Raw genomic sequence first — 21,096 nt, 5'->3', positions numbered from 1 at the left:
GAATGTAGGCCGACGTGACGAGGATCTCGCCGCCGCGAGGCACCAGGACTGGCTACCCGTGCGTTCTTCGGGCACGATCTGCGAGACGCCGTAAAACCTACGGCCGCGTAACTTCCCGCCGGGAGCCCTCCCTTTCCCGAGCAGAGCAGAAAGGGTCCACCCCGCCCATGGCAGAGCTGGTCTACCGTCCCGTCATCGGTTTCGCCAAGACGCTGTTCAAGGTCTGGGACCTGAACATCGACTGCCGTGGGTCGGAGAACATCCCTCGCTCGGGCGGCGCCGTGCTGGTGAGCAATCACATCAGCTACCTGGACTTCATCTTCAACGGCCTGGCGGCGCTGCCGCAGAAGCGCCTGGTGCGCTTCATGGCGAAGGACTCCGTCTTCCGGCACCGGATCTCCGGGCCGCTGATGCGCGGGATGAAGCACATCCCGGTGGACCGCGGGCAGGGCGAGGCGGCGTACGCGCACGCGCTGGACGCGCTGCGTTCCGGCGAGATCATCGGGGTGTTCCCGGAGGCGACGATCTCGCAGTCGTTCACGCTGAAGAGCTTCAAGTCGGGTGCGGCCCGGCTGGCCCAGGAGGCGGGCGTCCCGCTGATCCCGATGGCGGTGTGGGGCACGCAGCGGCTGTGGACGAAGGGGCACCCCCGCAACTTCAAGCGCAGCCACCTGCCCGTGACCATCCGCGTCGGCGAGGCGGTGGAGGCACCCCGCGACCAGTACGCCGGCGCCATCACCCGCCGGCTGCGCGAGCGCGTCCAGGAACTGCTGGAGGCCGCCCAGCGCGCCTACCCGGGCCACCCCAAGGGCCCGGAGGACACCTGGTGGCTGCCGTCGCACCTGGGCGGTTCGGCACCCACGGCACAGGAGCTGCGCGCGGTCGAGGTCCGCTGAGCCCCGAGGCGCCCGGCCGCGGCGCCGGCGCACGCGGTGGGGCGGGCCGGCCCATGGCCTGCCCGCCGCGAGGGCTACGGCCTCAGAGGCTGTCCGGGAGCGTCTTCCACAGGTGCCGCCGGTCGGCGGCGGTGCGCAGGGCCGTGAGGACGGCCGGGTGCGGGGCGGCGTACAGGGCCGGATAGTCCCTCTCCCCGGCCGCGGGGTCCGGGATCCAGGCCAGCCGTTCGCCGTCCAGCGAGAATTGGGCGTCGACGCCCGGTCTGTTGCCGCGCGGGTCCTGCCGGTGCCAGGCGCCGTGGAAGCGGACGGCGATCAGCCCGTGCAGCAGGTGACCGCCCTCGCCGTCGGCCAGACGCTGGTAGCACAGGGCCGTCGGGATGTCCTCGGCCCGCAGCAGGGCGGCCAGGGCGTGGGACTTGGCGTGGCAGACGCCGGTGCCGAGGGTCAGCACGTCGGAGGCGCGCCAGGTGACGCGGAGGTCGCCGGAGTCCGCGGAGTGCGTGAGGGTGTCCCGGACGAATTCATAGGCGGCGCGTGCATAGTCATACGAGTCAGCGGCTCCTGCGGCGAGGCGCGCGGCGGTCTTCCGGACCACCGGGTGGTGGTGGTCGACGGCCTCGTCGGCGGCGAGGTACGCGGACAGGTCGGCTGTGCTCTGGATCAGCTCCATGCCCGCAGAGCATAGGAAAGCGATCACCCGAACGTCAATGATTTTTCGGGTGATCGCATACCTATGCAGAGCTGGCTAGCGGGCCATCTCCTCCTTCAGAGCCGCCACGAACGCGTCGACGTCCTCGTCCGTGGTGTCGAAGGAGCACATCCAGCGCACCACTCCGGCGGCCTCGTCCCAGAAGTAGAACCGGAACCGCTGCTGCAGCCGCTCGCTCACGTCGTGCGGGAGCCTGGCGAAGACGCCGTTGGCCTGTACCGGGTAGAGGATCTCCACGCCGTGCACCGCGCGGGCGCCCTCGGCGAGCCGCTGGGCCATCTCGTTGGCGTGCCGGGCGTTGCGCAGCCAGAGGTCCTTGGCGAGCAGGGCCTCCAACTGCACGGAGACGAAGCGCATCTTCGAGGCGAGCTGCATCGACATCTTGCGCAGGTGCTTCATCTGCCGTACGGCGTCCTGGTTCAGGACGACGACGGCCTCGCCGAACAGGGCTCCGTTCTTCGTGCCGCCCAGCGAGAGGATGTCGACGCCGACCGCGTTGGTGAACGTCCGCATGGGCACGTCCAGGGAGGCGGCGGCGTTGGCTATCCGGGAGCCGTCCAGGTGCACCCGCATGCCGTGCGCGTGGGCGTGCTCGCAGATCGCGCGGATCTCCCCGGGCGTGTAGAGGGTGCCCAGCTCGGTGGACTGGGTGATCGACACGACCTGCGGCATCGCGCGGTGCTCGTCCTCCCAGCCGTACGCCTGCCGGTCGATCAGCTCCGGGGTGAGCTTGCCGTCGGGCGTGGGCACGGTGAGCAGCTTCAGTCCGCCCATGCGCTCGGGGGCGCCGCCTTCGTCCACGTGGATGTGCGCGCTCTCGGCGCAGATCACCGCGCCCCAGCGGTCGGTGACCGCCTGGAGCGCGACCACGTTCGCGCCGGTGCCGTTGAAGACCGGGAAGGCCTCGGCGGTGGCGCCGAAGTGGCTGCGGACGATCCGCTGGAGGTGGTCGGTGTAGTCGTCCTCGCCGTACGCCACCTGGTGGCCGCCGTTGGCCAGGGCCAGGGCGGCCAGCACCTCGGGGTGGGCTCCGGCGTAGTTGTCACTGGCGAAACCGCGGACCCGCGGGTCGTGGTGGCGACGCGCGTCGGTCCTGGGAGGGTTCACGGCTTCTCGGTCAGCCACAGACGGTTTCCGTTCACTTCGGCGGCGGGCTTGTGCCAGACGCCCTCGACGGCCTCGGCCAGGTCCGTGACGTCCGTGAAGCCCGCGAACTTCGCGTTGGGGCGTTCGGCGCGCATGGCGTCGTGCACCAGCGCCTTCACCACCAGGATCGTAGCCGCCGCGCGCGGGCCCGCCTCGCCCCCGGCCTTGCGGAAGCCGTCGGCCATCGCGAGCGTCCAGGCCTCCGCCGCCGCCTTGGCCGCGGAGTACGCCGCGTTGCCCGCCGTCGGCTTCGTCGCGCCGGCGGCGCTGATCAGTACGTACCGGCCGCGGTCGCCGCGCTGGAGCGCGTCGAAGAAGCCGAGGGAGGTGTGCTGGACGGTGCGGACGAGCAGCTTCTCCAGCAGGTCCCAGTCGGCCAGGTCGGTGTCGCCGAAGGCGGCGCCGCCGCGCCAGCCGCCGACCAGGTGGACCAGGCCGTCCACGCGGCCGTGGTCCTTCTCGATCCGCGCGGCCCAGTCCCGGGTGGACTCCAGGTCGAGCAGGTCGACGGTCTCGCCGGTGACCGTGGCGCCGCCACGGGCGTAGCGGGCCGCGTCGACGGCCTCCGCGAGCCGCTCCGGGTTGTTGTCGGCGCCGACGACGACCGCGCCCGCCTCGGCGAGCCGGATCAGCGCCGCGCGTCCGGCCGGTCCGCCCGCGCCGGCCACCGCGATCACCGCACCGCTCAGAACCCCGTTGCCCACCATGTTCGTCCCCTCTTGCACCGTGTCCGTGCCGCGGGCGTGGCCGCTCACGCGGCGATCCGCTCGGCGCTGTCCGCCGTGATGCCCTTGGTGGAGGCGATCACGTTCTTCAGTTTCTTGCCGAGCGCCTCATAGAACATGCTCAGCGGAAACTCGTCCGGAAGCACGTCGTCCACCAGCTTGCGCGGCGGCAGGGTCAGGTCCAGGGCGTCGGGGCCCTTGGCCCACGTGGAGCCGGGGTGCGGGGCGAGGTAGGTGGAGACCAGTTCGTAGCCGGCGAGCCAGTGCACCAGCTTCGGGCGGTCGATGCCGTCCCGGTAGAGCTTCTCGATCTCGGCGCAGAGCTGGTTGGTGACCTGCGGGGCGCGCTCCCAGTCGAGGGAGAGCTTGTTGTCGGTCCACCGGATGACGTCGTGCCGGTGCAGGTAGGCGAAGAGCAGCTGGCCGCCGAGACCGTCGTAGTTGCGGACGCGGTCGCCGGTGACCGGGAAGCGGAAGACGCGGTCGAAGAGCACCGCGTACTGCACGTCACGGCCCTGCGGGACGCCGTCCGCCTGCAGCTTGACGGCCTCCTTGAAGGTGGTGAGGTCGCAGCGCAGCTCCTCCAGGCCGTACATCCAGAACGGCTGGCGCTGCTTGATCATGAACGGGTCGAACGGCAGGTCGCCGTGGCTGTGGGTGCGGTCGTGGACCATGTCCCACAGGACGAAGGCGTCTTCGCAGCGCTTCTGGTCGCGGACCATCGCGGCGATGTCCTCGGGCAGCTCCAGGCCCAGGATGTCCACGGCGGCCTCGGTGACCCGGCGGAAGCGGGCGGCCTCGCGGTCGCAGAAGATGCCGCCCCAGGAGAACCGTTCCGGTGCCTGGCGGACGGCGATGGTCTCCGGGAAGAGCACCGCCGAGTTGGTGTCGTAGCCGGCGGTGAAGTCCTCGAACCTGATGCCGCAGAAGAGCGGGTTGTCGTAGCGGGTGCGCTCCAGCTCGGCCAGCCACTCCGGCCACACCATGCGCAGGACGACCGCCTCCAGATTGCGGTCCGGGTTGCCGTTCTGCGTGTACATCGGGAAGACGACCAGGTGCTGGAGGCCGTCCTCGCGGTGGGCGGCGGGCTGGAAGGCCAGCAGGGAGTCCAGGAAGTCCGGCACCTCGAAGCCGCCGTCGGCCCAGCGGCGCAGGTCCCGCACCAGGGCCTGGTGGTACGCGGCGTCGTGCGGGACCAGCGGGGAGAGCTCCTCGACCGCGCCGGCGACCCGCTCGACGGCCGCCACGGCGTCGGCCCGCGGCGGGGCGTCCTCGGCGGCGAAGTCGATCGATCCGTCCTGCGACTGCCATGGCCGGATCTGCTCCACGGCATCCTTGAGCACCGCCCAGGCCGGGTGCTCGACCACCCTGCTCAGCGGAGGAACCCGCTCCTCCGAACCCGGCCGCACAAGAATTTCCGTCATGTCCCATCCTCCACGGGAGAACCTCGCGTGGAGACACCGTATGCATACCCCGTTACCCTCAGCAAGAGCTCGATCGGGAAATTATTCTGCCGAACCCCTTGGTCACCGATGTTTTTCCTGCCGCAAACCGTGACGGCACTCACTTCAGCAAAGGCCCCGGGCTCGCGGGCGGCCGGGACATCCGTCGGTCAAGGGAGCGTAGGACGCGCCCACCGGAGGGTGACGGCCAGGGCGGATACCGGCCAACTGGCGCCTGCCCCGGCTCCCGAATGCCCGGCGCAGCCACGGGTCCAACGCCCGGTGCGGCCACTAGGCTGCGGCCTTGCCGCGTGGACGAGGGCGTCCGCCACCGGGTCCGTCGGTCCGCGCGTCGCCGAGCCGCCGTCGACGGAAGCGAGTTGAACCTTGAACTTCCTTACCATCGGTCACCGCGGGGTCATGGGCGTCGAGCCCGAGAACACCCTCCGTTCCTTCGTCGCCGCGCAGCAGGCCGGCCTCGATCTGATCGAACTCGACCTGCACCTGAGCAAGGACGGTGCCCTGGTCGTCATGCACGACGCGGAAGTGGACCGGACGACCGACGGGTCCGGCCTGATCGCCGAGAAGACCCTCGCGGAGCTGCGCACCCTGGACGCGGGCCGCGGCGAGCGGATCCCGGTGTTCGAGGAGGTGCTGGAGGCGGTGCGCACACCGGTGCAGGCCGAGATCAAGGATGTGGCGGCGGCGCGGGCGCTGGCCGGGGTGCTGCGCGCGCGGGACCTGACCGCGCGGGTGGAGGTCTCCTCGTTCCACGACGAGGCGGTGGCCGAGATCGCGCGGCTGGTGCCGGGTGTGCGCACCGCGCTGGTCGCGAGCCGGTACGGCACCGACGTGGTGGACCGCGCGGTCGCGGCGGGCGCGGCGACCCTGTGCCTGAACATCCGCCGGCTCACCCTGGAGATCGTCGAGCACGCCCGCGCGTCCGGGCTGCGGATCATCGGCTGGGTGGTCAACACCCAGGACCAGCTGCGGCTGGTCCGCGCCCTGGAACTGGACGGGGCGACGACCGACTACCCGGAGATCAAGCGCACGGGGCGCTTCACCGCCTAGGCGGCTCGGTGAAGGCTCCGTTGAGCTTCTTGACCAGCAGCTCGAACCGGAGGCCGGCGCGCAGCGGGATGCCGAAGCGCTCGTCGCCGTACGGGAACGGGGAGGTCTGTCCCGTACGGCGGTAGCCGCGGCGCTCGTACCAGGCGATCAGGTCCTCCCGTACGGAGATCACCGTCATGTGCATCTCCGTGACGCCCCAGGTCTGCCGGCACCGGCGCTCCGCCTCCGCCAGGACCGCCTTGCCCAGACCGGCGCCCTGGAGGGCGGGGCTCACCGCGAACATCCCGAAGTAGGCGTGGTCACCGCGGTGTTCGAGCTGACAGCAGGCGACGATCCGGCCGTCCTGCTCGACGGTGAGCAGCCGGCTGCCGGGCGACTCGATCACGTCGAGCACGCCCTGGGGGTCGGTGCGCTGGCCGTCCAGGATGTCCGCCTCGGTGGTCCACCCGGCCCGGCTGCTGTCACCCCGGTACGCCGACTCGACCAGCGCGACGAGGGCGTCCACGTCGGCGGCGGTGGCGTCCCGGAAGGCGAGTGCGGTGGCGGGGGTGTCCATGGGGAGGGTCTCCGATCTCGGGTGCGCGGCACCGGCTCGGGCGTGGCCGGGGCCCCGAAGAGGGTAGCGCTGCGACTAGGCTCGGCCCGCATGGTGCATGTACTCAGCAGCCGGACCCTGCTCCGGCCCACCGATCCCGAGCGTTCCCGCGCCTTCTACGGCGAGCAGCTCGGCCTCTCCGTCCACCGCGAGTTCGGAACCGGCCCCGAGCGCGGCACGGTCTACTTCCTCGGCAGCGGCTTCCTGGAGCTGTCCGGCCGGTCCGACGTCCCGCCCTCGCCCGCGGTGCGGCTGTGGCTGCAGGTCGAGGACGTGGCGGTCGCGGCCGAGGAGCTGCGGGCCCGGGGTGTGGAGATCGTACGGCCGCCGGTGCGGGAGCCGTGGGGCCTGATCGAGATGTGGATCACCGACCCGGACGGCACGCGGATCGTTCTGGTGGAGATCCCCGCGGACCATCCGCTGCGGTACCGGCCGGGCATCTAGGGACGGCAAGCGGGGCCTGGTGGCGGGCGGTCCGGCCGGACCGCCCGCGGTCGCGAGGCGCGCGGGACCGGGCGGCGGGCTTGCCTTCGAGGGCGCTCCAGCTCCTAGCGTCGTAGCCGACCATCTGCGGAGAGGGAACCACCCGTGAAGTACACGCTGTTCGGACGGACCGGCCTGCGCGTCAGCGAACTGGCGCTGGGCACCATGACCTTCGGGGAGGACTGGGGCTGGGGTGCCGACAAGGACACCAGCGCCCGGATCCTCGACGCCTACGCCGACGCCGGCGGCAACTTCGTGGACACCGCCGACATCTACACCTCGGGCAGCTCCGAGCGGATCCTCGGCGAACTGCTCACCGGGCGCCGCGACCGGTTCGTGCTGGCCAGCAAGTACACCTGCGCCACCCGCGACGGCGACCCCAACTCCGCGGGCAACCACCGCGGGAACCTCGTGCGGTCGGTCGAGGACAGCCTGCGCCGGCTGCGCACCGACCGGCTCGACGTGCTCTGGGTGCACGCCCGGGACAACTTCACGCCGGTGCCGGAGGTGATGCGCGCCCTGGACGACATGGTGCGCGCGGGCAAGGTGCTCCACATCGGCGTATCGGACTGGCCGGCCTGGGAGATCGCGCAGGCCAACACCCTCGCGGAGCTGCGCGGCTGGACGTGCTTCGCGGGCTCGCAGCTGCGCTACAGCCTGCTGGAGCGGACCGTGGAGCGCGAACTCCTGCCCCAGGCCCGGGCGTTCGACCTCGCCGTGTTCGCCTGGGCGCCGCTGGCGGCGGGCCTGCTCACCGGGAAGTACCGGCGCGGGGAGCGGGGCCGGCTGGACACGCTGGGAGAGCGGCCACAGGCGTGGGAGGAGGGCATCGTCGACGCGGTCGTGGAGGTCGCCGAGGCGGGCGGCTGGAGTCCGGCGCAGGTGGCCCTGGCCTGGCTGCTCGGCCGGCCCGGGAACGTCGTGCCGATCGTGTCGGCCACCAGGCCCGAGCAGCTCGCGGACAACCTGGCGAGCACCGGCGTCCGGCTGGACGCGGACGCCCGGGCCCGGCTGGACGAGGTGAGCGCGGTCCCGCTGGGCTTCCCGCACGACTTCCTGCGCGAGCCGCCCATCACCCGCAACGTGTACGGCGACCGCTGGCCGGACATCGAGGACCGCCGCTCCGCCTACCGCCGTACCGTGCACGACGTCCTCTGACGCCCGGCGGCCGGTCCGGGCGGCCCGGTGCCGGGTGCGACCGCGGTCGTACGGCGAGGTGTCCGGGTGCGACCGTGGTCGCACCCGGGACGGGTCCTCAAGGGTGACCGGGGGCGCGTGCGAGGGCGACCCTGGGCCGATGTGGCCGGGCGTGCCCCGCCGTGAGGATGGCCGGGTGACCGAGATCATCGCGGGGCTGTACCTGTCGCCCCTGGAACTGCTTGCCGTGCTGGGTGCCGTAGCGCTGGTGGCGGCGCGCTGGCTTCCCGGCGCGGCCCGCCCGCGCGTGACGCTGGCGGCGGGGGTGGTTCTCGTGCCGGCCGCGATCGTGCTGAGCGTGACGGGGATGCGCTGGCAGATGGCGCCGGTCCTGGCGGGCGCCGCCGTCGCGGCGCCGTTCGCCCTCTCCCCGTGGTTGCGGCGCCGTACCGGCCGGCCGGCGTGGCGGGCCCGGTGGTGGCTGGCGCTGCCGGGGTCGGCGGCGTGCGTGGGCCTGATCGCCGCGGGTCCGGTGGCCGCCTGGGCGTTTCCCGTGCCCGTGTTCCCCGAGCCGTCGGGCCGTTTCGCGGTCGGCACCCGCGTGGTGCAGTGGACCGACCCGCACCGCCCCGAGAGCTTCACCGCCGATCCGCACGACCGGCGCACGGTCGTGGTCCAGCTCTGGTACCCCGCGCGGAAGAGCCCGGCAGGCATGCGGCGGGCCCGGTACCTCGGGCGCACGGAGCACGAGGCGCGCATCGTCTCCGCTGCCCTCGCCCGCGGCGCCGGCCTGCCCGGCTTCCTGGTGGACGGCGTGCCGCGGGCGCACACCCACGCGGTGTCCGACGCCCCGGTGGCCGGCGGGGGCGGACGGTTCCCGGTCGTGCTGTTCTCCCCCGGGTCGGGCGGAGTGCGGACCCAGAACACCGCCTGGGCGGAGGAACTCGCCAGCCACGGCTACGTGGTCGCCGCGCTCGACCACCCGTACGACTCCGCGGCCGTCGTGCTCGCCGACGGGCGGACGATCCGCTCCAGGACCACGTCCTCCGGGGACCGGGACGAGGACGGCAGGCTGGCGGCCCGCTGGACGGCCGTCCGGGCCGCCGACCTCCGCTTCGTCCTCACCCGGCTGGAACACCCGGGCCGGGGCGGAGCAGCCGGCCCGCTGGCCGGACGCCTGGACACCGGCCGGGTCGCGGTCACCGGCCACTCCATGGGCGGTGCCGCCGCGCTGCAGGCAGCCCGCCAGGACCGCCGGTTCGACGCCGTCATCGACCTGGACGGCTACCCCCACGGCCCCGCCTCCCCCGCCCTCCGCCGGCCGGCCCTCGCGCTCACCCAGGCCATCACGCCCGCGACGGACCCGGATTACCTGCCCCGCCTCACCAGCGCCCTGGAGCACAGCACCGCGACGAGCTACCGGCTCACCGTCCCCGGCGCCGCGCACCTCACCTTCATGGACGGCCCCCTGTACCTGCCGCCCGTGCCCTCCGTGGTCGGCTCACTGGGCCGCGCGGAGAGCCCGCGCGTCGTCGCCGCGACGACGCTCGCCTTCCTGGACGCCACCCTGCGGCACCGCCCCGTTGACCTGGCCGGCGTGCTGTCGGCCCACGGCGATCTGACCGTCCACCGCCCGGACGGCACCCGCTGACCGGCCGTGCCCCGGCGGCCGGCGAACGGCCGGTCCCGTACCGGAGCGACGCGTCACCCCGCCGGGATCCACCGACCGGTCCGGTCCCGGCGAGAGGCCGTGGGCCTGTCCGGCCGCGCGCGCCGTCATCCGGAGGACGGCCAGGCGGCCGGGCGGCGTCAGGTGCGCAGCGCGCCCGTCCGGCTCTCCAGGCGGCCCAGCAACCCGGCGAGCAGGCCCGCCAGTTCGCCTTGGCCGTCCGGAGCCAGGACGGACAGTACGGCGGTCTCGTAGGCGAGTTGCTCGGGCAGGATGCCGTCGACCAGGTCTCGCCCGGCGTCGGTGAGACGGACGTGGGCGACGCGCCGGTCACGGGTGTCGCCGCGCCGATCGACCAGACCGCGCTCGGTCAGCTGCTTGAGCCGCTTGGTGACGGCGGCCCCCGAGGAGAAGGTTTCCCGGGCCAGCTCGCCCGGGGTCAGCTCGTGTCCGGTGCGGCGCAGCGCGCCGAGCAGGTCGAACTCGGCGCGGCTCAGGCCGGCCCGGCGCAGCGGGGCGTCCTCGGCCTGCTGGAGGAGGGCGGCGCAGCGGTTGATCCGGCCGATGACCTCCATGGGGCCGGTGTCCAGCTCCGGGTGGACGGCCCGCCACTGGCGGACGACGGCGGAGACGGTGTCGGTACCGGCCGGACCGGTGCGGGTCGGTACGGCATCGGTGCCGGGCGACGTGGCATCAGTGCCGGTGGGCACGGCTTGGGTGCCGACCGGCGCGGCATCGGTGCCGGGTGCGGGTCGGGTGCCGGTCGGCGCGGCATCGGTGCCGGGTGCGGGTCGGGTGTGGGGCGCGTCGCTGCCGGGCGTCGGTCCGCCGTGCGGCGCCGTCATGGCCGTATGTCCTCCGTCGTCCTGCCCGGTTCCCGGCCGCGGTCGCCCGCCGGGTCCCGGTCCTCGTCCCGCGGTACGAGCCCCTGACGCCGTACCGTCGCGGCGAGCGTACGGTGTCCGGCCTGCTCGGTGAGCACGACCCGCTCCCCGGGCAGGGCGCGCTGCCACCACTCGCCGGCGGCGGCGTCGGCCGTGGCGCGCAGGTCGACCAGGGCGGCGGCGAGCGTGCGGCGGGCGGACTCCAGGGCGCGGGGCGCCGGGCGGGGCTCGGTGAGCAGGCGGGCGGCGCTCTCGCGGGCGCGGTCGGCCGCGGTCAGCGCGTGTTCCAGGCGGTCGCCGGCCCGCCGGTTGGTGACGGCGACGGCGGCGGCGAAGCCGACCAGGGCGCCGACGAGGGTGTCCACGACCCGGTCGGTGATCAGTTCCGCCGGGTTCTGGCTGCGCGCGAACTCGGTGATCAGCAGGGCCATCGGGGTGACGCAGACGCTGCCCAGCCAGTAGTTGCGGCCGATGAGCGCCTCGGCGCCGAAGTTCAGGGCGAGCGAGCACAGCACCAGGGCGGCGGGGTGCAGATGGGCGAGCGGGGCGAGGGCGGCGAAGACGAGGACCCCGACGAGGTTGCCCACGACCCGCTGGACGCCCCGGTTCCAGGTGAGGGTGACGTTGGCCTGGTAGAGGGAGGCCGCGGTGACCAGCGCCCAGTAGGGGCGGCCGACGCCGAGGGCGAGCGCGGCGTACCCGGCGAGGGCGCAGCCGAGCGCGGTGCGGACGGCGAGGGGGGCCAGCGGGGCGAGGCGGTGGCGCAGCGAGCGGGGCGGTACGGCCTGTTCGGCGGCCACGCCGAGGAGTTCGTCGGCGGACTCGCGGGGCGGCTCGACGCCCGGGACCCGGCCGGTGCCGCGCAGCTCCCGGGCCCAGCCGCGCAGCCGCTCCGGGTCGGTGTCGGCGGGGGCGGCGAGGGCGACCTCGGCGCGCACGAGGAGCTGTTCGAGGGCGCGGCGGGTGCGGTCGGGGCGGGCGCCGGCGGCGAGCAGCGTCTGCCAGGCGGCGTGGATCGCGGCGGCGCACGCGGCGCGGGCCCGGGCGTGCCCTTCTGCGGTGCCGCGGGTGCCGGCGTACGCGGCGGCGGCGTTCAGGGCCTGCGCGGTGGCGCGCCGCTCGGGACCGTGCGGGCGCAGCAGCCCGGGTGCCATGCCGACCAGCCAGGCCCAGGCGCCCGCGGCGAGGGCCAGTCCGAGGTGGCCGGGGAGCTGGCCGGCGGTCTGCGGCGCGAAGAGCGAGGCGGAGCTGATGAAGGTGAGGACCACATTGCCGGGCGGTCCGATCCGGGTGGCGTCGCACACCGTCTTCTGGACCGCGGCGAGGACGGCGCCGACGGTGACGAGGACGACGGCGCTCGTGGTCAGCGCCGCGGCGAGCAGGGCCACGGCGAGGCCGCCGACCATGCCGAGCACCACCCAGGCCAGGACGCGGGCCCGGGCGGGGTAGGGCCGGTTGTGGGCGTAGAGCGCGCACAGCGATCCGGCCATGGTGTACATGGCGAGATCGAGGCGGCCGAGTGCGAGCAGCGTGAGGTTGGGCGGGGCGACCGCGGCGACGACGCTCAGCGCGGGCTTGAACCAGATGTCGGAGGGACGCCCGAGGCGGAGGACTCCGGCCAGGGGAAGACGGTGGGGGGAGGTACTGCTCATACCAATAATTTAGCACGTGTTTTACCAGTGAAATAATTGGGCCGGGCGGGGGCGGTCACGGCGCGTGCTCCCCCGCATGCTCCCCGCGTACATCCTTGCGCTCGCGTGCGCTCCGTCCGCGTGGGGCATCGCACCCCCTGGAGCGTCCTCGGAGCATCCCTGGGCGGACCGTCGAGCGGGGAGGTACGCGTGCACGGACCGGTGTCGACCGCCTGGCTGCTGGTGGCGCTGTGCGCGGTGACCGGCGCCTACTGCCTGCTGCGGATGCGCAGCGGCGTCGAGGAGCAGCGCCGGGCCGCGGGCGGCGAGGCGCTGATGGGCTTCGGCATGGCCGCGATGGCCGTGCCGGCGGCCGTGTTCACCCCGCCGCGGTGGGCGTGGCCGGTGTACGCGGCCGTGTTCGGCGCGGCGGCCCTGCGGGCGCTGTGGACCGCGCGCGACGGCTCCCGCCATCTGCACCATCTGGTGGGCAGCGCGGCGATGGTCTACATGGCGGTGGCGATGACCGTGGCCCCGCCCGCCGCCCACCATCATCACGGCGGCACGGGCGTACCACTGCTGACCGGCGCGCTCCTGCTGTACTTCACCGGCTATGTGCTGCTGTCCGGCGCCCGGCTGGTGCCCGCGGCGGTCCCGGCGGGCGGGCCCGGACCGGCCGGCTGGGGCGACCGCCCGGAGCTGGCCCAGGCGTGCCGGCTGTCGATGGGGATCGGCATGGTGGCGATGCTGCTGACCATGTGAACACCCGCGCGCGCCGGGCGCCCCGGCGCGACCACGGCCACCGCCGCCCGACGCCGGCACCACTGCCACCGGCACGGCGGCCCGGCGTGCGGCCGACCGCTCCGCCGCCGCTCCCGATGCGGCGGCCGCCGCCTGCGGCGCCCCGCCGTCGCCGGTGAGGCGACCGGCCGACCGCCCCCGCGCACCCCCGCCAGCCACTCCTGACCCGGCCGACCCGCATGGCGGCACCCCGCTGCCGCCGACGAGGCACACCAGCGAGTGGCCGGCCGCCCCCCTGCGCCCGGCGCCGTTCCCGATCCGGCCGCCCCGAATGGCGGCACCCCGCTGCCACGGGTGAGGCACACCAGCGAGCAGCCGGCCGCGCCCCCGCACCCGCCGCCGCTCCCGATGCGGCGGCCGCCGCCTGCGGCGCCCCGCCGTCGCCGGTGAGGCGACCGGCCGACCGCCCCCGCGCACCCCCGCCAAGCGCGCCGCATCCGGCCCCTCCCACGTGGCGGCACCCCGCTGCCACCGGCGAGACACACCGGCAAGCGACCGGCCGCGCCCCCGCACCCGCCGCCGTTCCCGATCCGGCGGGCCCTGCCGTGGCGGCACCCCGCCGCTACCGGCAAGACAAACCGACAAGTGACCGAGCGCCCCCCACATCCCCGCCGGCCGCACCCGACCCGGCCACCTTGCATGGCGGCACCCCGCTGCCGCCGGCGAGGCACACGAGCGAGCAGCCGACCGTGCCCCCGCACCTCCACCGGCCGCCCCCGCCGTCGGTCGCTCTCGGTCGCTCGCGGTGGCTTTCGGCCCCGCCGGGCTTGGACCGGGTCGTCGTATCGACAAGGATCGCGGCATGCGCGATCGCCCCACCGCTCCCCCGCCCGCGCCGCCCCCCGGCCCTCCACCGGCCCCCGGCGCCGAGCCGCCCCCCGGCTCACCGGACGCGGCCCGTGCGGCCGGCTGCCTCGCCGTGGTCCTCGGTGGCTGTTCGGTCCTGCTGCTCGTCCTCGTCGCGGCGCGCTGGCATCCGCTGTTCGCCCTGGACGGCGCCATCGCCCGCGCCACCCACCGCTGGGCGGTCCGCGACCGCGAGGTGACCCATCTGTTCCGGCTGCTGACGGACTGGGTGTGGGACCCGCTGACCATGCGTCTGGTGTGCGCGGCGGCGGCCGGGTGGCTGGTCTGGCGCCGCGCGGCCTGGTGGACGGCGCTGTGGCTGGCGGCGACCTGTGCGCTGGCGGCGCTCGTGCAGCAGTCGCTGAAGGCCGCCGTCGGCCGGCCCCGCCCGGTCTGGCCGGATCCCGTCGACTCCGCCCACTACGCGGCCTTCCCGTCCGGACACGTGCTGACCGCCACCGTGGTCTGCGGCCTGCTGCTGTGGCTGCTGCGCCGTCACGCCCCGGGCCGGGCCCTGTGGCGTACGGCGGTGGGGGTGGCGCTCGTCTCGGTGGCCGGCGTGGGCGTGACCCGGGTGTGGCTGGGCGTCCACTGGGCCTCGGACGTGCTCGGCGGGTGGCTGTTCGGAGCGCTGCTGGTGGCGCTGGCCGTGCTGGTGTACGAACGGCCGCGCGACCGCCGGACGCGACCGCCGGGCCGCCGGTAGAGTCCCGCAAATGACCGCCGTACTGTTCGACTTCTCCGGGACGCTGTTTCGCATCGAGCCCGTCGAAACCTGGCTGCGCGCGGTGCTGGACGAGACCGGACACGTACTCGCCGAACCCGAACTCGCCCGCGCCGCCCGGGCCTTGGAGACGGCCGGCGCGCTGCCGGGAGGCGCGGCGCCGGTGCGGGTACCGGCGGACCTCGCCGGCCTGTGGGCGGTCCGGGACGAGAGCGCGCGGCTGCACCGGGCCGCGTACACGGGTCTGTCCCGCCGGGTGCCGCTGCCCGATCCCGGGCTGCACGACGCCCTGTACGAGCGGCACATGTCGCCGGCCGCGTGGACCCCGTACCCCGACGCTGCCGAGGTGCTGCGCACGCTGCGCGAGCGCGGGATCGGCGTCGGCGTGGTCAGCAACATCGGCTGGGACCTGCGGCCGGTGTTCCGCGCCCACGGGCTCGACGCCTACGTGGACACGTACACGCTGTCGTACGAACACGGCGTGCAGAAGCCGGATCCGCGGCTGTTCTCGGTGGCCTGCGAGGCGCTCGGCGCGGATCCGCGCCGGGTGCTGATGGTCGGCGACAACAAGGTGGCGGACGGCGGCGCCGCCGCGCTCGGCTGCCGGGTCCGCTTCGTGGACCACCTGCCCGTGGACCGGCGCCCGGACGCGCTGCTGCCGGTGCTGGACCTGGTGGGCTGAGCCCGCGGTCGGCGGGCCGGAGCGGACGCGCCGAGACGGCCGGAAGTCCGGCGCCGTCCGTCTGAGACGATCCCCCGCGTCGCCCCAGACGGACGGCTGCCCCGGGCGATCCCGAACACACGGGTGCCCCGGTGCGTTGAGTATAGTTGGCTGGCAGCCAGTCAACGCAGGAGTTACAGGATGTCCCCGCGCAGCGCCTCGGTCAATGAAGAATTGCGGCGGCGTTCCCGGGAACGGCTGTTGCAGGCCGCCGTCGAACTGGTCGGCGAGCGCGGGTTCGAGGCCACGACGCTGGGCGACATCGCGGACCGGGCCGGCTCGGCACGCGGACTGGTGTCGTACTACTTCCCCGGCAAGCGCCAGTTGGTGCAGTCCGCCGTCCACCGGCTGATGCACCGCACGCTGGAGGAGGCGCTGGAGCGGGAGCCGCACACGGAGGACGGCCGGGAGCGGCTGGCCCGGGCCATCGACGCGATCCTGGGCCTGGCCCGGGACCGGCCCGTGCTGATGCGGCAGCACATGGCGGGCCTGCTCCAGGCCGAGGGCTTCGTGCAGTGCCCGGAGCAGCGCCGGCTCGCCGAGCTGCTCAGCGACACGGTCGCCCGGTACGGCGCGCAGAACGTCTCGGCCGACTATCCGGTGCTGCGGGCCCTGCTGATGGGCGCGGTGTACGCGGCGCTGGTGCCGGGGGTGCCGATGCCCGTTCCGGCGCTGCGGGCGGAGCTGTTCCAGCGGTACGGGCTGGACTGGGAGATGGGCGTGCCGCCGGGAGCCGGGGCCGCCGGCCCGGAGGCGGGGGGCGAGGACCTGTCCGACCTGTCCCGCTTCTTCGCCACCGAGGAACGGCCGGAACGTCCCTGACGGCAGCGGTCCGGCCCCCGACGGACGGCGGCCGGACCGGCTCTGACATCGGCCGGACCGGCCCTGAGCGCGGCGGGTCGCCGCTGTCAGGTGAGCGGGCGCGGCTCCAGCCCCAGCCCCAGCCCCAGCCCCAGCCCCAGCCCCAGCCCCAGCCGTACGATCACCCGCCCCGGTGAGCGGGCGCGCGGCCGGATCACTCCTCCGGCCCTGCCCGCCGGTGCGCCGCGGTGCCATGCTGGAAGGGTCCGCATGCCCCTCCTTCGGGCAAGGAGTTCCGCTGTGCTGCGTGTCGCCGTCGTAGGCTCCGGACCGAGCGGGTGCTACACCGCCCAGAGCCTGGTCCAGCGTGATCCGGGCCTCCTCGTGGACGTCCTGGACCGGCTGCCGTGCCCCTACGGGCTGGTCCGCTACGGCGTCGCACCCGACCACGAGAAGATCAAGTCCTTGCAGGGCAGCCTCCGCACGGTGCTGGAGCACGAGCGGGTGCGGTTCCTCGGCGGTGTCCGGGTGGGCGGCCCCGGCGGTCTGCCGGCGGAGCGGCTGCGGGAGCTGTACGACGCGGTGGTGTACTGCGTGGGTGCCGCCACCGACCGGCGGCTCGGCATCCCCGGCGAGGACCTGCCGGGAAGCTGGTCGGCCACCGAGTTCGTCTCCTGGTACAGCGCGCACCCGGACGCGGCCGACGCGGGCTTCCTGCGCGGGGTGCGGTCGGCCGTGGTGATCGGCATGGGCAACGTCGCGGTGGACGTCGCCCGGATGCTGCTCCGCGGCGCGGCGGAACTGCGTCCGACGGACATCCCGCAGGCCGCGCTGGACACGCTGGCGGCGAGCGGGCTCACCGAGGTGCACATGGCGGGCCGGCGCGGGCCCGCACAGGCCCGTTTCACCACCAAGGAACTGCGCGAGCTGGGCAGCCTGCCCGGCACCGAGGTCACCGTGGACCAGGCCGAGGTGGCGCTCGACCCGGTGGACACCGGCGCGCTGCCGGCCGGCCCGCGCCGCAACGCGGAGGTGCTGCGGGACTGGGCGGCGCGGCCCGCCCCGGCGGCCGCCCGGCGGATCCGTCTGCGGTTCTTCCTGCGCCCGGTGGAACTGCTCGGCGCGGACGGCCGGGTGTGCGCCGTCCGTTTCGAGCGGACCGCGCCGGACGGCCGGGGCGGTGTGACCGGCACCGGCCGGTACGAGGACGTGCCCGCGCAGTTGGTGCTGCGCTCGGTGGGCTATCGCGGAGTGCCGCTGGACGGGCTGCCGTTCGACGCCGCGAGCGGCACGGTCCCGCACCGGGAGGGCCGTGTCCTGCGGGACGGCGTGCCCTCGCCCGGCGAGTACGTCGCCGGGTGGATCAAGCGCGGCCCGACCGGGGTCATCGGCACCAACCGGCCCTGCGCCAAGGAGACGGTGACCTCCCTGCTCGCGGACGCCCCGGCGCTCGGTCGCGCCGCCGGACGGGCGGATCCGGTGGCGGCGCTGCGGGCGGCGGGCATCGAACCCGTGCCCTGGGACGGCTGGCTGGCCATCGAGCGGGCCGAGGCCGAACTGGGGGCGCGGCTGGGCCGGAGCGTGGTCAAGCTGGCCGACTGGGACACGCTGCTCACGGCGGCGCGGGTGCCGTAGCCGGGCCGTAGCGGCTGTGCGGAGGGACCGGCGGCCGGGGTGCGGCGGGCAGTCCCCGATGCGCCCGCCCGCCGCCCGCGCGACGACGGCCGGGTGCCGCGCCGGGCAGGACACACACCGGCAACAGGGCGGAAATCAACAAACTGTTCAAGGCCCTTACGGTCTCGTCCTGTCCGCATGTCCGTCTCCACCCGCCTCCGCCGGAGTCCCCATGGCCACCACCGCAGACGTGCACCCCGTCGACGAGATACCCCCGGTACGGCAACTCGCCGCCTTCGGGCTCCAGCACGTCCTCGCGATGTACGCGGGCGCCGTCGCGGTGCCGCTGATCGTGGGCGGCGCGATGAAGCTGTCGCCCGCCGACCTGGCCTATCTGATCACCGCCGATCTGCTGGTGTGCGGGATCGCCACGCTGATCCAGTGCGTCGGGTTCCGGCACTTCGGGGTGCGGCTGCCGGTCATGCAGGGGTGCACGTTCGCCGCCGTGTCACCGATGGTGCTCATCGGGACGACGCAGGGCGGGCTGCCCGCGATCTACGGCTCGGTGATCGTCGCCGGGCTGGCGATCATGCTGCTCGCGCCGGTCTTCGGCCGTCTGCTCCGCTTCTTCCCGCCGCTGGTGACCGGCACGGTGATCCTGATCATCGGAGTCTCCCTGCTGCCGGTCGCGGGCAACTGGGCGGCGGGCGGCGCCGGAGCGAAGGACTTCGGGGAGCCGCGCAACCTGGCGCTGGCGGGCTTCGTGCTGGCGGTGGTGCTGGGGGTGCAGCGGTTCGCGCCCGCCTTCCTCTCCCGGATCGCCGTGCTCCTCGGCATCGCGGCCGGCCTGGCGGTCGCCGTGCCGTTCGGGTTCACCGACTTCGGCGGGGTCGGCGCCGCCGACTGGGTGGGCGTCAGCACGCCGTTCCACTTCGGGGCGCCCGAGTTCCGGACGTCCGCGATCGTGTCCATGCTGGTCGTGGCCCTGGTGACGATGACCGAGACGGTCGGTGACCTGATCGCCGTGGGCGAGCTGACCGGGCGGAGGGCCGCGGCCGGGCCGCTGGCGGACGGGCTGCGCGCGGACGGTCTGTCGACCGTGCTGGGCGGCGTGTTCAACACCTTCCCGTACACGGCGTACGCGCAGAACGTGGGCCTGGTCGGCATGACCCGGGTGCGCAGCCGCTGGGTGGTCGCGGCGGCCGGCGGCATCCTGGTGCTGCTCGGGCTGCTGCCCAAGCTGGGCGCGGTGGTCGCGGCGATCCCGGCGCCGGTGCTCGGCGGTGCCGGTCTGGTGATGTTCGGGACGGTCGCGGCGAGCGGGCTGCGGACGCTGGCCCGGGCCGACCTCCGCGGTGACGGCGGTCTGACCGTGGTGGCCGTCTCGGTGGCGGTCGGACTGCTGCCGGTCGGGGTGCCCGGGGTGTACGCGCGGTTCCCGGACTGGTTCCAGACGGTGATGAACAGCGGGATCAGCGCGGGCTGTCTGTCCGCGATCGTCCTGAACCTGCTCTTCCACCACCTTCTGCGCAAGGGCGGTTCAGCCGGCGGCGGGCACCCGGGCGGCGTCGCCGAGCCGGCCGGCCTGCCGGTCGGCCGCAGCGAGGAGACTGTCGAACAGCCCCGGGAAGAGACTGTCTAGATCGTCCCGGCGCAGGCCGTTCATCTTGGCCGTGCCCCGGTAGACCTGCCGGATGACCCCGCTCTCCCGCAGCACCCGGAAGTGGTGCGTGGTGGTGGACTTGGTCACCGGCAGGTCGAAGTACGAACAGGACAACTCCACGTCCCGGGCGGCGAGTTCGCGCACGATCCGCATCCGCATCGGATCGGAGAGGGCGTGCAGCACCGACTCCAGGCGGATCTCCTCCCGCTCCGGGTGCGGCAGCGAGCGGCCGGTGGTGGCTGTGTCGGTCACGGCGACCGCTCCTTCGTCGTGGGAATCCTGCACTACCCGCATCGTACGAGTAGTTTCGTAGTTTGACATCTATCGTAGTACGAGAGGTACCGTACGAGAGCAACCGTGGTCCCTGACGAATGGAGTCCGTCGTGAGCGCCCTCTTCGAGCCTCTCACCCTGCGCGAAGTGACGATCCCGAACCGGGTGTGGATGGCGCCGATGTGCCAGTACTCGGCCGAACCGGAGGGTCCGCTCACCGGCGCCCCGCACGACTGGCACTTCGCGCACTACGCGGCGCGGGCCACCGGCGGCACCGGCCTGATCGTGGTGGAGGCCACCGCCGTCGCACCCGAGGGCCGGATCTCCCCGTACGACCTCGGGCTGTGGAACGACACCCAGGTCGAGGCGTTCCGCCGGATCACCCGCTTCCTCGCCGCGCAGGGCACCGTGCCGGCGATCCAGCTCGCCCACGGCGGCCGCAAGGCCTCCACCGACCAGCCGTGGAAGGGCGGCGCCCCGGTCGGACCGGAGGCGCACGGCTGGCAGCCGCTCGCCCCGAGCGCGCTCGCGTTCGACGAACGGCATCCCGTCCCGACCGAGTTGACGATCGATCAGATAAAGGAGATCGTCGGCCAGTTCGCCGCCTCCGCGCGCCGGGCGCTCGCCGCGGGCTTCGAGGCCGTCGAGATCCACGGCGCCCACGGCTACCTGATCAACGAGTTCCTCTCCCCGCACTCCAACCACCGCACGGACGCCTACGGCGGCTCCTACGAGAACCGGGTGCGGTTCCCCCTGGAGGTCGTGGACGCCGTACGCGAGGTGTGGCCCGCGGACAAGCCGGTGTTCTTCCGCGTCTCCGCCACCGACTGGCTGCCGGAGGGCGGCTGGACGCCGGACGACACGGTCCGGCTCGCCCGTGACCTGCACGCCCACGGTGTCGACCTGCTCGACGTCTCCACCGGCGGGAACGCCGCCGGCGTCAGCATCCCGACCGGGCCGGGCTACCAGGTGCCGTTCGCCGCCCGGGTCAAGGCCGAGACGCCGCTGCCGGTCGGTGCCGTCGGTCTGATCACCGAGGCCGGGCAGGCCGGGAAGGTGCTGGAGAACGGCGAGGCGGACGTGGTGCTGCTCGGCCGGGAGCTGCTGCGCAATCCGTCCTGGGCCCGGCAGGCCGCCCGCGAACTGGGCGCGGAGATCCGGGTGCCGGACCAGTACCACCGGTCGGTCTGATCCGGGACGGGAGGGGGCGGACCGGAAAGGGCGGACCGGGCCGAACCGGGCCGGCCGGTGGCCGGGGCCGCC

At 74.2% G+C, this 21,096-nt stretch carries 21 protein-coding genes; 12 read left to right on the top strand and 9 right to left on the bottom strand.

Features of this window, described 5'->3' with window-relative positions:
- Positions 1–167: 167 nt before the first annotated feature.
- Entirely contained in the window at positions 168–896 is a 729-nt protein-coding gene (locus tag ACZ4SV_RS09135) for a lysophospholipid acyltransferase family protein (RefSeq protein ID WP_365879439.1), read from the top strand.
- Positions 897–978: 82 nt separating this feature from the next.
- Here ACZ4SV_RS09135 and ACZ4SV_RS09130 read toward each other — a convergent pair whose 3' ends face one another.
- The 4 genes from ACZ4SV_RS09130 to ACZ4SV_RS09115 form a co-directional block, all read right to left on the bottom strand.
- The gene (locus ACZ4SV_RS09130) at positions 979–1,569 is read right to left on the bottom strand and encodes a transglutaminase-like domain-containing protein (protein ID WP_468002751.1); all 591 of its coding nucleotides are present in this window, start codon (positions 1,567–1,569) and stop codon (positions 979–981) included.
- Between the two features lie 75 nt (positions 1,570–1,644).
- On the bottom strand, positions 1,645–2,715 hold the full coding sequence (locus tag ACZ4SV_RS09125; RefSeq protein ID WP_468002749.1) for a threonine aldolase family protein: 1,071 nt from the start codon (positions 2,713–2,715) through the stop codon (positions 1,645–1,647).
- Positions 2,712–3,458, bottom strand: coding sequence for an SDR family NAD(P)-dependent oxidoreductase (locus tag ACZ4SV_RS09120; protein ID WP_468003374.1), 747 nt, complete (start codon positions 3,456–3,458; stop codon positions 2,712–2,714). The genes ACZ4SV_RS09125 and ACZ4SV_RS09120 overlap by 4 nt, the downstream gene beginning before the upstream one ends.
- Before the next feature lie 47 nt (positions 3,459–3,505).
- Entirely contained in the window at positions 3,506–4,903 is a 1,398-nt protein-coding gene (locus ACZ4SV_RS09115; RefSeq protein WP_468002747.1) for a DUF6421 family protein, read from the bottom strand.
- Positions 4,904–5,308: 405 nt separating this feature from the next.
- Here ACZ4SV_RS09115 and ACZ4SV_RS09110 point away from each other — a divergent pair, with 405 nt between their 5' ends.
- Positions 5,309–5,992, top strand: coding sequence for a glycerophosphodiester phosphodiesterase (locus tag ACZ4SV_RS09110; RefSeq protein ID WP_365879431.1), 684 nt, complete (start codon positions 5,309–5,311; stop codon positions 5,990–5,992).
- Here the strand turns inward: ACZ4SV_RS09110 and ACZ4SV_RS09105 are convergent.
- A complete protein-coding gene (locus ACZ4SV_RS09105) occupies positions 5,982–6,548 on the bottom strand; it encodes a GNAT family N-acetyltransferase (RefSeq protein WP_365879429.1) in 567 nt (188 codons plus the stop codon). The two genes, ACZ4SV_RS09110 and ACZ4SV_RS09105, sit on opposite strands and share 11 nt — an antisense overlap.
- 90 nt (positions 6,549–6,638) lie before the next feature.
- Between ACZ4SV_RS09105 and ACZ4SV_RS09100 the strand changes: the two genes are divergently transcribed.
- From ACZ4SV_RS09100 to ACZ4SV_RS09090, 3 genes are all read left to right on the top strand, one after another.
- Positions 6,639–7,031 (top strand): VOC family protein, encoded by a 393-nt coding sequence (locus ACZ4SV_RS09100; protein WP_468002744.1) that lies wholly within the window; start codon positions 6,639–6,641, stop codon positions 7,029–7,031.
- A gap of 144 nt (positions 7,032–7,175) precedes the next feature.
- Entirely contained in the window at positions 7,176–8,228 is a 1,053-nt protein-coding gene (locus tag ACZ4SV_RS09095) for an aldo/keto reductase (protein WP_365879425.1), read from the top strand.
- Between the two features lie 139 nt (positions 8,229–8,367).
- Entirely contained in the window at positions 8,368–9,858 is a 1,491-nt protein-coding gene (locus tag ACZ4SV_RS09090) for an alpha/beta hydrolase family protein (protein WP_468002742.1), read from the top strand.
- Between the two features lie 158 nt (positions 9,859–10,016).
- On the opposite strand, the gene ACZ4SV_RS09085 is transcribed toward ACZ4SV_RS09090, so the two are convergent.
- Both ACZ4SV_RS09085 and ACZ4SV_RS09080 read right to left on the bottom strand, forming a co-directional pair.
- Positions 10,017–10,721: a MarR family winged helix-turn-helix transcriptional regulator gene (locus tag ACZ4SV_RS09085; RefSeq protein ID WP_468002740.1), complete on the bottom strand. Its 705-nt coding sequence runs from the start codon at positions 10,719–10,721 to the stop codon at positions 10,017–10,019.
- Positions 10,718–12,412, bottom strand: coding sequence for an FUSC family protein (locus tag ACZ4SV_RS09080; protein WP_468002738.1), 1,695 nt, complete (start codon positions 12,410–12,412; stop codon positions 10,718–10,720). Before ACZ4SV_RS09080 ends, ACZ4SV_RS09085 begins: the two co-directional genes overlap by 4 nt.
- 189 nt (positions 12,413–12,601) lie before the next feature.
- On the opposite strand from ACZ4SV_RS09080, the gene ACZ4SV_RS09075 reads away from it, so the two are divergent.
- The 4 genes from ACZ4SV_RS09075 (at position 12,602) to ACZ4SV_RS09060 (ending at position 16,305) form a co-directional block, all read left to right on the top strand.
- On the top strand, positions 12,602–13,153 hold the full coding sequence (locus ACZ4SV_RS09075; RefSeq protein ID WP_365873542.1) for a DUF5134 domain-containing protein: 552 nt from the start codon (positions 12,602–12,604) through the stop codon (positions 13,151–13,153).
- 841 nt (positions 13,154–13,994) lie between these two features.
- Positions 13,995–14,744 (top strand): phosphatase PAP2 family protein, encoded by a 750-nt coding sequence (locus ACZ4SV_RS09070; RefSeq protein WP_468002736.1) that lies wholly within the window; start codon positions 13,995–13,997, stop codon positions 14,742–14,744.
- 10 nt (positions 14,745–14,754) lie between these two features.
- Positions 14,755–15,444 carry an HAD family hydrolase gene (locus ACZ4SV_RS09065; RefSeq protein WP_468002734.1) on the top strand — a complete coding sequence of 230 codons (690 nt, stop codon included), beginning with the start codon at positions 14,755–14,757 and terminating at the stop codon, positions 15,442–15,444.
- Positions 15,445–15,624: 180 nt separating this feature from the next.
- Positions 15,625–16,305 carry a TetR/AcrR family transcriptional regulator gene (locus ACZ4SV_RS09060; RefSeq protein WP_468002732.1) on the top strand — a complete coding sequence of 227 codons (681 nt, stop codon included), beginning with the start codon at positions 15,625–15,627 and terminating at the stop codon, positions 16,303–16,305.
- An 86-nt stretch (positions 16,306–16,391) separates the two neighbouring features.
- Here the strand turns inward: ACZ4SV_RS09060 and ACZ4SV_RS09055 are convergent, their stop codons facing one another.
- On the bottom strand, positions 16,392–16,556 hold the full coding sequence (locus tag ACZ4SV_RS09055) for a hypothetical protein (RefSeq protein ID WP_468002730.1): 165 nt from the start codon (positions 16,554–16,556) through the stop codon (positions 16,392–16,394).
- A gap of 28 nt (positions 16,557–16,584) precedes the next feature.
- Between ACZ4SV_RS09055 and ACZ4SV_RS09050 the strand changes: the two genes are divergently transcribed.
- Together ACZ4SV_RS09050 and ACZ4SV_RS09045 are read left to right on the top strand one after the other, a co-directional pair.
- Positions 16,585–17,919, top strand: a complete 1,335-nt coding sequence (locus ACZ4SV_RS09050) for an FAD-dependent oxidoreductase (RefSeq protein ID WP_468002728.1) — start codon at positions 16,585–16,587, stop codon at positions 17,917–17,919.
- Positions 17,920–18,130: 211 nt separating this feature from the next.
- On the top strand, positions 18,131–19,540 hold the full coding sequence (locus ACZ4SV_RS09045; protein WP_468002726.1) for a nucleobase:cation symporter-2 family protein: 1,410 nt from the start codon (positions 18,131–18,133) through the stop codon (positions 19,538–19,540).
- On the opposite strand, the gene ACZ4SV_RS09040 is transcribed toward ACZ4SV_RS09045, so the two are convergent.
- Positions 19,439–19,855: an ArsR/SmtB family transcription factor gene (locus ACZ4SV_RS09040; protein ID WP_468002724.1), complete on the bottom strand. Its 417-nt coding sequence runs from the start codon at positions 19,853–19,855 to the stop codon at positions 19,439–19,441. The genes ACZ4SV_RS09045 and ACZ4SV_RS09040 overlap by 102 nt on opposite strands.
- Before the next feature lie 89 nt (positions 19,856–19,944).
- Here ACZ4SV_RS09040 and ACZ4SV_RS09035 point away from each other — a divergent pair, with 89 nt between their 5' ends.
- Positions 19,945–21,024, top strand: a complete 1,080-nt coding sequence (locus ACZ4SV_RS09035) for an NADH:flavin oxidoreductase/NADH oxidase (protein WP_468002722.1) — start codon at positions 19,945–19,947, stop codon at positions 21,022–21,024.
- Positions 21,025–21,096 lie beyond the last annotated feature (72 nt).

This window comes from Streptomyces sp. NPDC027672 (genome assembly GCF_055566335.1).
Note: the sequence above shows the minus strand (reverse complement) of the source record. Positions and strands in the feature narration are given on the sequence as shown.

Coding starts and splice junctions, on each gene's coding strand:
- ACZ4SV_RS09135 (WP_365879439.1), top strand. CDS start 168: ATGGCAGAGCTGGTCTACCGTCCCGTCATCGGTTTCGCCAAGACGCTG.
- ACZ4SV_RS09130 (WP_468002751.1), bottom strand. CDS start 1,569: ATGGAGCTGATCCAGAGCACAGCCGACCTGTCCGCGTACCTCGCCGCC.
- ACZ4SV_RS09115 (WP_468002747.1), bottom strand. CDS start 4,903: ATGACGGAAATTCTTGTGCGGCCGGGTTCGGAGGAGCGGGTTCCTCCG.
- ACZ4SV_RS09105 (WP_365879429.1), bottom strand. CDS start 6,548: ATGGACACCCCCGCCACCGCACTCGCCTTCCGGGACGCCACCGCCGCC.
- ACZ4SV_RS09100 (WP_468002744.1), top strand. CDS start 6,639: ATGGTGCATGTACTCAGCAGCCGGACCCTGCTCCGGCCCACCGATCCC.
- ACZ4SV_RS09090 (WP_468002742.1), top strand. CDS start 8,368: ATGTGGCCGGGCGTGCCCCGCCGTGAGGATGGCCGGGTGACCGAGATC.
- ACZ4SV_RS09085 (WP_468002740.1), bottom strand. CDS start 10,721: ATGACGGCGCCGCACGGCGGACCGACGCCCGGCAGCGACGCGCCCCAC.
- ACZ4SV_RS09080 (WP_468002738.1), bottom strand. CDS start 12,412: ATGAGCAGTACCTCCCCCCACCGTCTTCCCCTGGCCGGAGTCCTCCGC.
- ACZ4SV_RS09070 (WP_468002736.1), top strand. CDS start 13,995: ATGCGCGATCGCCCCACCGCTCCCCCGCCCGCGCCGCCCCCCGGCCCT.
- ACZ4SV_RS09065 (WP_468002734.1), top strand. CDS start 14,755: ATGACCGCCGTACTGTTCGACTTCTCCGGGACGCTGTTTCGCATCGAG.
- ACZ4SV_RS09060 (WP_468002732.1), top strand. CDS start 15,625: ATGTCCCCGCGCAGCGCCTCGGTCAATGAAGAATTGCGGCGGCGTTCC.
- ACZ4SV_RS09055 (WP_468002730.1), bottom strand. CDS start 16,556: ATGCGGACCCTTCCAGCATGGCACCGCGGCGCACCGGCGGGCAGGGCC.
- ACZ4SV_RS09045 (WP_468002726.1), top strand. CDS start 18,131: ATGGCCACCACCGCAGACGTGCACCCCGTCGACGAGATACCCCCGGTA.
- ACZ4SV_RS09040 (WP_468002724.1), bottom strand. CDS start 19,855: ATGCGGGTAGTGCAGGATTCCCACGACGAAGGAGCGGTCGCCGTGACC.